Source organism: Roseovarius litorisediminis (assembly GCF_900172295.1).
Lineage (GTDB): Bacteria > Pseudomonadota > Alphaproteobacteria > Rhodobacterales > Rhodobacteraceae > Roseovarius > Roseovarius litorisediminis.
On sequence record NZ_FWFL01000001.1, the window covers coordinates 200,446 to 214,252 of the forward strand.

Genomic DNA, 13,807 nt, shown 5'->3' on the forward strand with positions numbered 1-13,807 from the left:
TTTCCCCAGTAGGCGGAAATCTACCGAACAGGGGCAAGTCTTCAGTTCGGCAATGGATTTCGCTGCAACTCTGTCTCCAGCGCCCTCTCGATTGTTCCTCTGGGAACGGTGAACCTTGCCAGCAGGTTATAAAGGACAGGCGTGACAACCAGCATCATCACCGAGGACACAGCCAGCCCCGCGATAACGACAGTCCCGATTGCATTGCGACTTTCGGCACCAGCGCCGGTGGCCAATACCAGCGGCAGCGCCCCAAGGATGGTTGAAAGCACCGTCATCACGATTGGCCGCAGCCGCAGGACAGAGGCCTCGATCACGGCATCGCGCACCTCCATACCTTCATCACGCAGTTGATTTGCGAACTCGACAATCAGGATGCCGTTCTTGGCAACCAGTCCGATTAGCAGAATGATGCCGATCTGACTGTAAACATTCAGCGACAGGCCACCAAGGGCCATGGCATAGATCGCTCCGGCGATCCCTGCAGGCACAGTCAGGATAATGGTGACCGAATGAAGGAAGCTTTCAAATTGTGCGGCAAGCACAAGAAACACGATCACAATCGCCAGTATAAAGACAACCCCCGCGCCGGCAGAGGTGTCCTTGAAGGTGCGCGACTGGCCTTCATAACCAAGTTTGGCCTCGGCAGGAAGAATATCGCGCGCTGTATCTTCGATTTTAGTCAGGACCGAGCCCAGATCATAACCTGGTTCCAAAGCACCGGACAGCTGGATCGATGGCAGCCGGTCAAACCGCCGCAGTGACGGGGCGGCGGCGTTTTCCGTCAGGCTGACCAATGCGCCCAGGGGCACCAGGCTTTCGTTATCGCCCGAACGAACAAAGATATTTGTAATGTCCGAAGGGTCGCGACGATCTTCTTCAGAGGCTTGCAGCAAAACAGGATATTCACGACCACGGCTTACAAATGTTGTCACTTCGCTTGATGCCAGCATGGTTTGCAGCGTGTTTGCGATGGTATCAACCGAGATCCCCAGATCATCCGCCCGGGCGCGATCTATGTTGATATCAAGTTGCGGAAGATTCTGATCAAAATTGATTTCGGGGTTGACCAGGCCGGGTATCTGTTCGGCTTTCTCCAGCATGGCCAGGGCCCAGACCTTGACGCTTTCAAAATCGGGACCACCGATGACAACCCGCACAGGCGTAGAATTGCCCCTCAGGCCCAGGCCGGCCGGGGTGACCGGAAAGCCCCGGGCGACCGTAACCTTATTCATTTGAGGGGCAATTTCAGCAACAACATCCGCAATCGGGCGATCCCGTTTCTCCCACGGGGCCAGACGAAAAACGACAAACGAGCGCCATGCACGGTTGCCCCAACCCGTAAAGGTAAAGACGGTTTCGATCACGCCGCTTTGGCGCAGGGGTTCAAGAATTTCTTCAACTTGTTTGGCAGCGATGTCGGAATGAGAGATGGTGCTGCCCTGCGGGGCTGTAAGCGGCACAAAGCCAACGCCACGGTCTTCACGCGGGGACAATTCCCTTGGAAGGCCGTTATAGAAAAACGCGGCCCCGCAGGTAATGGCAAGGGCCAGTGAAAGAACCACCACCGGCATTTGCAGCGATTTGTTCAGGATCGCGGCATAGCAGCGTTGAAAAAGAGATTTTTGCGTGTCTGTTGAAGTTTTCCCCTTCAAGTCTTTGGCGCGCAGCAGTTTTGCTGCCAAAGCAGGACAGGCCGTAAGGGCCACGAAGGTTGAAATGGCGACAGTGCCCGCCATGACCCAGCCAAATTCGACAAACAGGCGCCCAACCTGCCCGGGCATGAAAGACAGCGGAACAAACACGGCGATTAGCGTGACAGATGTTGCGATGACCGCAAAAGTCACCTGCCGCGCGCCACGCAGGCTGGCCACCAAAGGAGATTCGCCATTTTCAATCCGGCGCTGAATGTTCTCCAATACGACAATTGCATCATCCACGACCAGACCGATGGCCAGCAAAAGCGCAAGTAAAGTCAGCGTATTCAGGGAAAATCCCCAGACGCCGATAAGGACAAAGCAACCGATCAGCGATACAGGAATTGTGATGGCCGGAACCAGAGTTGCGCGCAGGCTGCGCAGAAAGAACAGGATGACAAGAACGACCAGCGCCAGCGAGATCATCAGCGCGATCACCACCTCGCGGATTGAGGCGCCGACAAACAGGGCATCATCCGATCCGATGATGATTTCAAGGCCCTCGGGCAGCGAGGGTTTCAGACGATCAATTTCGGCCCGGACGGCTTTCGAGATCGCAAGTGTATTTGACTGGCTCTGGCGCAGAATTGCCATACCGACGGCGTCGGCGCCGTTCGTGCGCACGATTGTGCTGTCATCCGCCACGCCCGGTGCAACACGTGCCACATCCCCTAGGCGGACGGGATAGCCTGCGACACTTTCTAGCACCACATCGCGAAAATCGTCAACGGATTGCAGGCGACTGTTCAGACGGACGGATAGTTGGCGATTCTGGGATTCAACATTGCCTGCTGGCAGTTCTATATTATTGCGCCGGAGGGCTGTCTCGATATCGGCCACGGTAAGTTTGCGGGCTGCCATGGCGCGACGATCCAGCCAAATACGCACTGCAAAGGGCCTTGCACCGTAGATGCGTACATTGGCCACCCCTTCGAGTGTTGCAATACGATCAACGATGAAGCGGTCAATATAGTCAGTAATTTCGGCCGTTGTCATGCGGGTCGAGGTGATGGCAAGACGCATCACCGGGTCGGCATCTGCATCGCTTTTGATGACCGCAGGCTGATCGGCGTTTTCAGGTAGTTTGCTGGTCGCGCGGCCCACCGCATCGCGTACGTCATTCGCGGCCTCGTCAATGTCTCGCTTGGTGTCAAATTCGATAGTGACCTGGCTGCGCCCCTGTCGGCTTTCCGAACTGATTGACCGTATGCCGGTGATTGAGGCGACAGAACCTTCAATTGGTTCGGTGATATCGGTGTCGATCACTTCAGGCGCCGCACCGCGATACGCTGTGGTTACGGTGACGACAGCGTTATCCACATCGGGCAATTCGCGTATCGGAATGGATTGCACCGCGGCTATGCCGAAGATCACGATTAACAGGCTGACCACAGCCGCCAGCACCGGGCGCCGTACTGCGATATCAGACAGTGTCATGAGCCACCATCCGTTGTCATTGCCGGGGTTGGATCATCGCCAAGAACATTTACCGGGCTGCCATCGCGCACTCGTTGCAACCCGCGAACCACGATCAGGTCACCTTGCTCTAATCCGGACACGACAGCCACGATCCCGCCAAGGCGTTGGCCCGTCTGTACAGGTTGACGCAATGCCTTGCCGTCCTTGATCACGAACACATATGTATCCGCGGCCTGAAAAATGATCGCCTCCTCGGGTACGACCAACTCGTTGGATTCAGATAAGGTCAGGGTGATCGACATGAACATGCCTGCGGGCAGGATATGGTCTGGATTGGGAATGATAGCGCGGGTCTTGAAAGATCGGCCAACCGGGTCGATACGGCTGTCTAACGCTTCAATCCGACCCGCGAACTCTCGATCCTTGAAAGCTGAACTGGTGGCGCTGATCGCCTGACCAGGACGGATTTGGGCAAACAGGGTCTCTGGCAGTGAAAACTCCACCTCGATTTCAGACAGATCATCCAACCGGGTCAACAGGTCACCCTCGGCGACACGGGCACCCAGGTCGACATCGGTCAGCCCCACAATTCCGTTAAACGGAGCCCGGATTGTGCGCTCTTCCAGGCGCCGGCGGGCACGGTCCAACTGGGCTGTGGCTTCGGCCAAAAGTGCGGTGGCTTCTTCCTGCGAGGCCCGAGCCACGGCATTGGTTTTGCGCAGCACGTTGATCCGGTCGAGCGATTGGCGCTGTTGAGTCAGACGTGCTTCGGCTTCGGTAAAATTGGCGCGCTCGATCGTATCGTCGAGACGTGCCAGAACGTCGCCTTTGGCAACCTGAGCGCCAGGTTTGATGTTGATTTCAACAATACGCCCCTCAGTTTCGGGCACGATTTCAACGGACTGGCGCGCACGCGTTGTGCCGACGGCCTCGATGGTCTGTTTCAGAACACGGAGTTCAGCGCGCGCCAGTTCAACTGAAACAGGGCGCGGTCCAGCCTGCTCTGACGCAGTGGGCGCGGTGGGAGCGAAATAGGTAAAATAGGCCATGTACCCGCCGTACGCGACGCCGGCGAGCAGGCATAACACTAAAAACTGTTTCCAGACTGACAATTTCCATCCCCGATATCGGGTTCCGAGACCCTGACACGACCAGCAAAAAGCATAGTCAGTTAGGGAAGGTATAGGAAGTCTGCCTAATGGCAACTAATTGTGATGCGCCCTAGTGACGAGGGAGTGTCATTTGCGGGTCGTAGGGGCAACTGTCTATCACATGGGCAGGGGTGATCTTTCCAATGATATCAATGCAAAGCTTCCTGCCCGGAACCGCTAGAGCGGGGTCAACAAAGGCATATGCCAGATTTTTGCCAACCCGGTGGCCCCAATCACCCGATGTGACTGTTCCAACCACCCGATCGTTCAGCATCACCGATGCGCCGCCGTGGGCCGGTGCGTCGGTGCCGTCTACGACAAGTGAAACAAGTCGCTTCCTTGGGCCGTTTTGCTGCCGTGCTTGCAAGGCTTTTCTGCCGATGAATTCGGGTTTGTCCATTTTGACAAACCGGTCCAGTCCGGTTTCGAACGGATCAAATTCGGTCAGCAGCTCGGCCTTCCAGTGCAGGAAACCTTTTTCAAGACGCATCGATTCGATCGCACGCGCGCCAAAGAGTGTCATCCCATGGGGTTCACCCGCGGCGCGCAGGGCAAGGTAGGCCGCATAAAGTTGGTTGTTCGGAACATGAATTTCATAGGCTAACTCCCCGGAAAAGCTGACCGAAATGACCGTTGCTGGCGCTATTCCGACAAAACATTCACGCACGGAAAGCCATGGGAAGGCGGCTGCGGACCAATCCGCACGGCTTACCGCCTGCATCACTTCGCGCGCTTTTGGACCGGCCACTACAAGAATGGTCTGATCGTTGGTAAGCGACCGGATCTGCACATCGTCCTCGGGCGTCAGATGTTTCCGCAGCCAGTCCATATCATGCCATTCGGCTGCTGCTGCAGACCCGTACCAAACGCGACCACCCGGTAGATTGGCGATTGTTGCCTCTGACTTGATCATGCCGTGATGGTTCAGCAAATAGCCCAACCCAACGCGCCCGGATCTGCGGGGAACATTGCCGCAGATCATGCGATCAAGGAAGTCATGCACGCCATCGCCGGACAGTTCATAGCGGTTGAAGCCATTGACCTCGGTCAGGCCAACGCTGTTTTGAACCGCGGCCACTTCGCCAGCGATTACAGAAAATGCCTCATTGAAGTGGAAGCAGTGAGTCTCTTTGAAATCTGGGGTCGGTTTGAAAAAATCTGCACGTTCCCAACCATTTACAACGGTAAATTCAGCCCCTTCGGCGGCAAGAACAGGTGTAAGAGGTGTGGTTTTGACGGGGCGGCCTGCCGGGCGGTGTTCGTGCGGAAAATGGAAGCGGAATTCGTTTTGGTAGTCTTCGACGGCCTTGAGCGCACAAAGTTCGACATTCCCGTGCCCGGTAAAACGGCGCGGATCCAGTGGCCATGTGTCATAGCAGGCTTCGCCATGGACGATCTGTTGCGCCAACAGCCACCCATGCCCGCCACCTTCGCCAAGTCCGGCGCGTAAGCCTATGATACAAAATGCGTTTCGTTTTCCGGGTATGGGTCCAACCAGGGGGGCGCCATCAATGGTATAGGTTATTGGCCCGTTGACCACGGTATGGATGCCCACCTCGGTCAGGGCGGGCATTCGGGCAAAGGCCCCTTCCAGTACGTCCGTGACGCGATCAATGTCGTCCGGGCAAAGCGCGTTGACAAAATTCGGGTCAATCCCGTCCATGCCCCAGGTCCTGCAGCCCTGTTCGTAAAATCCAACCAGAAGGCCGTTTTTCTCTTGCCTGCAATAGTAGTCGCTGATCGGACAGCGCAAAAGTGGCATGCGGTGGGCCGCATCACGGATGGCGGGGATCTCTTCGGTCAGGAAATACTGATGTTCCATCGACATGACAGGGTGGTGCACCCCCATCATCGCGCCCACCTCGTTCACCCGGTAGCCGCAGGCGTTCACGACAACATCGCAATCTATATCGCCTTTTTCGGTATGTACGGTCCATGTGTGGTCCTTACGCTGGGTCAGGCCAGTAACCGGAGTGTTCCGGTATACTTCGGCCCCGGCATTGCGGGCGCGGCGGGCCAATGCCTGACAAAGCTGCGCAGGGTCGATATCGCCATCAAGAGGGTCCCAAAGGCCTCCCAAAAGATTTTCGGTTGAGATCAGAGGGTGGCGGCGGGCGCATTCGGCGGCGTCGATCACTTCGAAATGCACGTCCATGCCACGCGCCATGGACGCAAAGTGGCGGTAGCCTTCCATCTGTGCCTCGGTGTTGGCCAGACGAATGCCGCCGTCACCGTGATGGTAGTTTATCGGATACTCAGGATCATCCGATAACTCTTTGTAAAGGTTTATGGAATGGGTTTTCAGACCCACCATGGTCTGGTTCATTCCAAAATTGGTAACCTGAGCCGCCGAATGCCAAGTGGTGCCGCTGGTCAGTTCGTTTCGTTCGACCAGCACAACATCATTCCACCCCTCCTGTGTCAGGTGGTAGAGGGTCGAACAGCCAGCAATGCCGCCACCGATCACAACACAACGGGTTTGGGTTTTCATCAGATTCTCCGATTGGTTTTAAAAAGCAATGACGGAATTTTTCTAAGAAAGGTCAATGGAACCTTAGGAGTTTCGAAGAAGTCGTAATTCACATATGAGATAATAAGAAAAGAGTAAAATTTCTTGTTGGGGAGGGGGTGGATAGGTTCCATGGCGACAACAGACCCGATCGCAAAGGTTTTGCGCGGATTTTGCCGGAGTTCATGAATGACCGAAAAAAATGGCAGGGCATCGCGCCGGTCGGGCCGACGCGAGCGGATGGCGAAACGCGCGGCGCCGCCGCTGGTAAATCCAGCGTCACCGGGGCAGGTTGGTGGTTTCTATAGACCACTGAGCGATGCAGATCTGCTGGCGATTTACGATACCGCGCTGCGACTTCTGGAACAGCTTGGAATAGGAGAAGTGCCTGCCAACCTGGCCGAGGTTTTGTTGAAGGCAGGGGCGCAGCATTTGGGGTCGGGACGGTTTTCCTTGCCGCGATCGCTGGTCGAAGATGCCATTGCCCGGGCGGCCAAAACCTTTGTTCTGCACGGACGTGACGAGGCCCGTTCGATTGAGGTCGGTGGCAACAAGGTATACTTTGGTACCGGTGGTGCGGCGGTGCAGACCCTGGACATGGACAGTGGAGTTTACCGTTCCTCAACGCTAAAAGATTTACATGATTTCACAAGGTTACAGGACACTCTTAACAATATTAGCTGGTTCACGCGCTGCTGTATTGCGACTGATGTACCTGACCCGTTCGATCTGGATGTCAACACCGCCTATGCGTTGATCAAGAACACAACAAAACCTGTAGCAACCGCTTTTACCCTGGCAGAAAATGTCGCGCCGATTGTCGGGATGTTTGACATTGCAGCCGGAGGAGACGGTGAATTTGCCAGGCGTCCGTTCGTAAAGGCACATATCAGTCCGGTGATTTCGCCCATGAGGTTTGGCGCGGACGCGGTGGATGTGGTGTTTGAATGCCTGCGCCACAATATTCCGGTTTCCTGCATCACGGCGGCGCAATCGGGGGCTACGGCACCGGCAACATTGGCAGGTTTTCTGGCGCAATCATTGGCGGAAACACTCGCCAGTCTGGTGATGGTTCATGCTATAAAGCCTGGACATCCAATGGTTTTTTCCAATTGGCCGTTGGTAATTGACCTGCGAACCGGGGCCTTTGCCGGTGGCGGTGGGGAGATTGCTGTTTTGAATGCGGCCTCAGCGCAATTGAGTAATTGGCTGGGGCTGCCGTCGGGCGTGGCGGCTTCAATGACCGATGCCAAGGCAATCGATGCCCAATACGGGGCTGAAAAGGCCATGACGTCACTTGCTGCAGCATTGGCAGGGGGCAATCTGATTTACGAATCTTCGGGTATGACAGCCTCTCTTCTGGGGGCAAGCTTTGAGGCGTTCATCCTGGATGACGAAATGCATTCAAATACTTACCGGGTGCTGCGCGGTATCGAAGTGACCGAAGAAAACCTTGGATTTGACGCCATTTGTGACGCGGTTCTGGGCGAAGGGCATTTTCTGGGCGGGGCCCAGACCATGGCGGCGATGGAGCGGGATTATTTCTATCCGTTATTGGCTGATCGTGACAATCCCAGGGCCTGGGAGGAAAAAGGCGCGCCCGATGCCTGGGCGCTGGCGCGCAAAAAGGCACGAGAAGTGCTGGCCGAACACCATCCCAATTATCTGACGGCGGATCAGAACGCCGCGATCCGGGGGAAATTCAGGATTTTATAAGGCTGCGGTGCATGGAAGGTCGTTAAGGTTTGTGGGTGGATACCGTGCGAAACGCACAGCACCCACAAAGCGCAGCCCTAGTTCTTGTTGCGATCAGGCAGAAGAGTGAAGATTTCCGCAAGCCAGGGTTGCCGCTCGACCATGGGATCGATGGCGCGTGATTGTACCAGCCGACGCAGGGTGCTGTTGACTGAAACAACCAGGTTGTCAGCAAGCGCGTCGTTGGTGAAGACCGACAGATATCGGGCGAATCCTTTGCCGGGAAACGGGATCAGACTGATCGCACGGTTAAAGCGACGCGCGCGCATGTGATTGGTGGGGGTCGTGATGGTCCAACCGTCGCCTTCGGCCACGGTATTCATGATCGACTGGGTGCTTTCAAATTCGAACCGGTTGGGCAGCGACAAGCGCAGGCGGCGCAGGTGTTGTTCAATCTGGATTCCCATGATTTGGCTTTGGCTGTAGCGCAACAGGGGCAGGCCGGATTTATCGGCAATGTAATCCTCGGGCGCGATGCCAAGGCTGGCAGGCACGGCCAGAACGAACGGGTCACGTAACAGCGGGTACTCTGTCAGATCAGACTGATCGAACTGAGGCCGTGTGGCGACGCCAATGTCGATATCGCGATTGCGCAGCAGCGCCAAAATGTCGTGGCTGGGCCGTGTCAGATGACGAAACGCGCAATTGGGCATACCAGCGGCGAGAATACGCGCCAGTTCGGGGGCGATTTCGCTGTCAAAGTCCTCGACCAGGGCCAGGCTTAGGTTGCGTGTTTCAGAAAGGTCACCTGATTGCGCCTCAACCTCGGCCTTGCGCAGGATGCGCAGAGCTTCGTCGGTGTAGCGCAGGAAAACGGCACCGGCAGGGGTGACGCGCATGGGGCGGCGGGTGTGATCGAAAAGGGATACACCAAGGCTGTCTTCGAGGCGACGCAGGTGATGCGACGCGGTGCTGACCGACAGGCCTGCCTCGTCGGCTGCACCCTGAACCGAACCGGTGCGCGCGACAAGCTGAACGATTTCAAGCCATTTTAGGCTGAGTTTTGATTTTTTCATGCCTTGTATTTCGGTTTGTCATAAGCGCGCCTGGCCCAGCCGGAGTCGGGGGCATTTTTTAACCAGATATTTTAATCATCGAAAAGTAAAGCGGGGCGTTGGCCAAGGCGCGCTCTAAGCCGCGAGGCAGTGCTGTTGAATTTCCTGAAGCGTCTCGAGCCAGATTTTGGGAAGATCGTCCAGAAACTGATCTGCGGTTTCGAGATCGCCCTCGATCACAAAGGTTTCAGCCCGACTGAGCATGGATTGCAGCGAAACGGCCCCGAGGGTGGCTGCTGTTCCGGCAAAACTATGCAGACGGGCTGCGAATTGCCGGGCGCCTTCAGCCTTGAGGCTGGGCAAGCCATCAATCAACCCCTGACCTTCGGACTCAAATCCGTCTAACAGCTTTGCAATTTTACGATCCGGCAAGACAGCGGTCAGTTGATCCAGCACCTCCCAGTCGATGTTGGCCGGTTTTCTCGGCGGTTCAGGCGGTTGTTGATCGCCGGCCAGAAGCTGTCGCAACACATTGCGGCGCAGGGGTTTGGACTGTACAGCATCAAAGCCTGCGGTTTGCATCTGCAAATCATGCTCGGGCTGGTAATGCGCGGTCAGGGCGATGATACGGGTGCCAGCGCAGGGGCCGCCTTCATTGCGGATCCGGCGACTTGCCTCGATGCCGTCAAAGCCGGGCATGTTGATATCCATGAAAATGACGTCAAACCTGGTTTGATTGGCGGCTGCAACGCCTTGGGGGCCGTCAACAGCCAGAGTAACCCGATGACCGTCTTTCTGCAGGAGTTCACACAGAACCTGCCTGTTGGTAAAGTTGTCTTCGACCACAAGGATATCCATGCGGTCAGCTTTCCGAGCCTCGTCCGGAAGGTCGGGTATGAGCGTGACATCAGAATGCGCCCGTGGCAATGGAATGCGCACCCAGAAAAGGCTGCCTTCCCCTTTGACACTTTCCGCACCGATTTTGCCATTCATCAGCGAGACAAGGTGGCGGGCGATACCCAAACCCAGGCCTGTGCCTTCAATATCGGGGCTGTTAGGATCGGTAAGGCGCACAAAGTCATCGAATATCCGTGGCAGGTCACTCTCGGCGATCCCGATACCGGTGTCGCTGATCTGGAATTCAACTTCGTCGGTGGGATGGTCCGGCCCCCCGAGACGTGTCACCTCGATCGCGATCTCGCCGCCGCGGGTGAATTTGATCGCGTTCGCGATGAGATTGAGCAGAACCTGATTAACACGGTCGCGATCACCCTGAACCAATTCGCCGTTGGTTTCGGGCTTCAGCAATGTCAGGCTGTTGTCCTGTGCGGCGGCAATGGGTTGTTGGCTGTGCAGCAGGTCTAGCAGCAGATCATCAAGATCAAAGGTGCTGTGAGAAAGCGTCAGTCGGCCCGCATCGGCCTGTGTTACATCAAGCGCGTCGTTGATCTGATTCAGCAGCAGTTGGCCAGAGGACTTCATGATTTTGGAATAGCGTTCCTGATCTTCGCGAAGCCCGGTTTCTTCGAGAAGGTCCAGAGACCCCAGAATGCCATTCAAGGGCGTGCGCATTTCGTGGCTGATCATCCCAAGGAAACGGGCCTTGGCGCGTTCCCCGACAAGGGCCTTGTCGCGGGCGCTTCTGACGTCAGCCTCGGCTTTTAAGCGGTTGGTGATGTCGCGGATGAAGCAAACGCACACCTCGTCCCCCGAACGTGCGGCCTTGTTCGCAGACAGTTCAACCGGAAATTCCAGCCCGGTCTTGTTGCGGGCAATCAGGTTTGTGCTGCGGTTGGGCCCATTTGCGCAGGACAAGTTAAGTTTTTGGGCTGACAGAGGCGTAAGCCGGTTTGTGCCATCGTCCGATCTTGAGAACAAAACCTGTGAAATGCTGACCGGTGTTTCTGCTGCGCGCAAAAGGGCAAACATCGTTTCAGCCGCACCGTTGGTGTCGATGATCTTGCCTGTTGCATCCACAACCAGGATGGCGTCTTGCGATGTATTGAGGATGGTTGCCAGGCGGTTGAGCGTGATGCGGTTCTGAAAGGCCCGTTTTCGATAAAGGTGATAGAGACGCCACAAAAGGATCATCAGCGACAAAAGGGCCAGCAGCATCAGCAGGCTGAGTACGGACAGGTTTACCAGTTTTGACGTTATGAAGCTTCGTTCGACCTCGGCCAGGCGAGCGTTGACCATGATGCCTGCGGCTGACAAACGGCGGATCGGGTCGGTTAGACCGGTAGTTGCGTCGAGCAGTAGCTGACGCTGGCGAATGAGGCTTGCATCATCGGCGTCAATGATTGTGACCATGCGGTCGAGTGTTTCGGAAATCTCTGACAGTTCGGTTCCGGCGGCTGTATCCGCAAGCGCCAGTTTGTAGCTTTCGCCGTTCTTGATTGTTTGGGTCCGGCTGTAAAGAATGTCAAACCGCTGGCGCAGAATCTGCAGCTTTTCGGGATCAAGCGTATCCGGGCCGACAATCGCATTGATCAGCTTTAGCTGATCCACCTGAAGCTGGGTAATGGTCCATGGCATATTGTCGCGATTGGTGCTTTTATATTCATCAAGTTTGAGGAAGACCTGAGCGGTAAGGATAGCGGTCGCCACAAGGCAGGCCAGGGAAATTCCGCTGTAAAGCGCAAGTTGAACCCGTCGGCGAAACAGGTATTTCATTATTTTTCGCAGTGACATGGCGACAGGCCCGGTTGCTACCTTACAGGCCGTAGCTAGCGTGAAATCGTTATCCGGTCCAGTTGCCATATACTGCGCGAATAGATGGTCTCGGTTCTGAAAGCCGGATTGGAATCGTAATCATAGACCATCCAAAGCGGCCCGTTCTGGCGGGCGGACATGGCTTTGCCGTTGCGCTGGTATGCCAAAAGTGGTCCTTCAGGTGTGATGTCGGCGGCAGGAATTGTAACGCGGTAGCCGTTTATCGCGATCAATTCCAGATCAACGGCCTCTCGGTCTAGCATCGTCAGCAATGTGCTTAACCGAACACCACGGAATGTCTGTGTGCCTTCGGTCCAGATTGTTGTTGTGTTGATTTCATCAACGGGAAGTTCTTTGAGATCTTCAAGTGTCAATCTGATCTGTTCGCTGATGGAGCAATCCTTTTCCTGCATATCGATTGTCAGCAGAACTGCCGCATCGGGCGCTTTTATCAGGGTGGTGTCCTTAGCATGGGCTACAGGTGAAATCGCCAACACAATCAGAAACAAAAAGCTTTTCCAGAAGATTACCAAATTACCAGACCTTTCAACTAAACAACTTATCACCTTATGATCGAGTTTGAGCTATCCCCCTATGCAATTGGATAGGGGGAGGGTATGGTATATATACCAATGCATCTTCTATATATGTAATGAGGCGCCTGTGGGAGGCTGCCGAATTGGGGAATACTGCGGGTGTAAAGCTTTAGAATGCCTGCAAATTTGAAAGACGCCAAAATGCGCAAGTTGCTACTGGCCGATGACCATGAACTGGTTCGCGAAACGATAGCTGAATTTCTTCGCCTTCAGGGCGGTTTTTGCGTTGTGTCGGCCAACAGCCTGGATAGCGCACTTGCCACACTGGATAAGGAAGGTCCGGTAGATCTGGTATTGCTGGACTATGCGATGCCGGGGATGGATGCCCTGACGGGGCTGGCCACGATGAAGGCACGTGCCGGATGCCCGGTTGCGATCCTTACTGGCACGGCGCCGCCCGATGTCGCCAGACGGGCGCTTAGGGCCGGGGCGGCGGGATTCCTGCCAAAAACGCTGGCGCCGCAGTCACTGGTTGCGGCGGTGCGCCATATGCTTTCGGGCGAAACCTATATGCCCCTGGATTTTCTGACCAAGATCGAGCCTGACGACGGGCGGATTAACCTTACCCCGCGGGAAAAGGATGTGCTGTTGGGTATCTCCGAGGGTAAATCCAACAAGGAAATCGCGCGCGATCTGGATATTCAGGAGGTTACGGTTAAATTGCACCTGAAAACACTGTCCCGAAAACTGGGGGCGAAAAACCGGACACATGCGGCGATGCTGGCGCGGGACATGGGACTGACCTGAAGCGTTCCGGCATCCTGATTTCTTTCTGTTCTGTGTTGGGACGCCCGCAGCATTTGAAAGCTATGCGCGGCCCGAGATCAGGTTTTGACCCGGTAAAAATTGAATCACTCCAGGATTTGGACCGCGGTTTTGCACAACCTCAGCGCACCGCTGGCTATGGCCTTTGGGAATATGCGTTTGACAGTCGGCAGGGGCGCCATGAATAACCGGGGATGTGACACATTCT

The 13,807-nt window shown here is 55.7% G+C and carries 8 protein-coding genes; 2 read left to right on the plus strand and 6 right to left on the minus strand.

Annotated features, from left to right (window positions below):
* Window positions 1–41: 41 nt before the first annotated feature.
* The 3 genes from PEL8287_RS00895 to PEL8287_RS00905 form a co-directional block, all read right to left on the minus strand.
* A complete protein-coding gene (locus tag PEL8287_RS00895) occupies window positions 42–3,134 on the minus strand; it encodes an efflux RND transporter permease subunit (RefSeq protein WP_085890481.1) in 3,093 nt (1,030 codons plus the stop codon).
* Entirely contained in the window at window positions 3,131–4,165 is a 1,035-nt protein-coding gene (locus tag PEL8287_RS00900) for an efflux RND transporter periplasmic adaptor subunit (protein ID WP_085890482.1), read from the minus strand. Before PEL8287_RS00900 ends, PEL8287_RS00895 begins: the two co-directional genes overlap by 4 nt.
* A gap of 172 nt (window positions 4,166–4,337) precedes the next feature.
* Entirely contained in the window at window positions 4,338–6,758 is a 2,421-nt protein-coding gene (locus tag PEL8287_RS00905; RefSeq protein WP_085890483.1) for a GcvT family protein, read from the minus strand.
* A 207-nt stretch (window positions 6,759–6,965) separates the two neighbouring features.
* Here PEL8287_RS00905 and PEL8287_RS00910 point away from each other — a divergent pair, with 207 nt between their 5' ends.
* Entirely contained in the window at window positions 6,966–8,492 is a 1,527-nt protein-coding gene (locus tag PEL8287_RS00910; RefSeq protein ID WP_085890484.1) for a trimethylamine methyltransferase family protein, read from the plus strand.
* A gap of 77 nt (window positions 8,493–8,569) precedes the next feature.
* Here the strand turns inward: PEL8287_RS00910 and PEL8287_RS00915 are convergent, their stop codons facing one another.
* The 3 genes from PEL8287_RS00915 to PEL8287_RS00925 form a co-directional block, all read right to left on the minus strand.
* A complete protein-coding gene (locus tag PEL8287_RS00915; protein WP_085890485.1) occupies window positions 8,570–9,547 on the minus strand; it encodes a LysR family transcriptional regulator in 978 nt (325 codons plus the stop codon).
* Between the two features lie 114 nt (window positions 9,548–9,661).
* On the minus strand, window positions 9,662–12,217 hold the full coding sequence (locus PEL8287_RS00920) for an ATP-binding protein (protein ID WP_176228522.1): 2,556 nt from the start codon (window positions 12,215–12,217) through the stop codon (window positions 9,662–9,664).
* 35 nt (window positions 12,218–12,252) lie between these two features.
* Window positions 12,253–12,747, minus strand: coding sequence for a putative pterin-binding protein (locus PEL8287_RS00925; RefSeq protein ID WP_139837654.1), 495 nt, complete (start codon window positions 12,745–12,747; stop codon window positions 12,253–12,255).
* Window positions 12,748–12,975: 228 nt separating this feature from the next.
* Here PEL8287_RS00925 and PEL8287_RS00930 point away from each other — a divergent pair, with 228 nt between their 5' ends.
* Window positions 12,976–13,581 carry a response regulator transcription factor gene (locus PEL8287_RS00930; protein WP_085890938.1) on the plus strand — a complete coding sequence of 202 codons (606 nt, stop codon included), beginning with the start codon at window positions 12,976–12,978 and terminating at the stop codon, window positions 13,579–13,581.
* Window positions 13,582–13,807: the final 226 nt, after the last annotated feature.

What these genes read in the sequence shown, in the direction of transcription:
- PEL8287_RS00900 (WP_085890482.1), bottom strand. Translation starts at nt 4,165, where the DNA reads ATGGCCTATTTTACCTATTTCGCTCCCACCGCGCCCACTGCGTCAGAG.
- PEL8287_RS00910 (WP_085890484.1), top strand. Translation starts at nt 6,966, where the DNA reads ATGACCGAAAAAAATGGCAGGGCATCGCGCCGGTCGGGCCGACGCGAG.
- PEL8287_RS00895 (WP_085890481.1), bottom strand. Translation starts at nt 3,134, where the DNA reads ATGACACTGTCTGATATCGCAGTACGGCGCCCGGTGCTGGCGGCTGTG.
- PEL8287_RS00915 (WP_085890485.1), bottom strand. Translation starts at nt 9,547, where the DNA reads ATGAAAAAATCAAAACTCAGCCTAAAATGGCTTGAAATCGTTCAGCTT.
- PEL8287_RS00920 (WP_176228522.1), bottom strand. Translation starts at nt 12,217, where the DNA reads ATGTCACTGCGAAAAATAATGAAATACCTGTTTCGCCGACGGGTTCAA.
- PEL8287_RS00905 (WP_085890483.1), bottom strand. Translation starts at nt 6,758, where the DNA reads ATGAAAACCCAAACCCGTTGTGTTGTGATCGGTGGCGGCATTGCTGGC.
- PEL8287_RS00930 (WP_085890938.1), top strand. Translation starts at nt 12,976, where the DNA reads ATGCGCAAGTTGCTACTGGCCGATGACCATGAACTGGTTCGCGAAACG.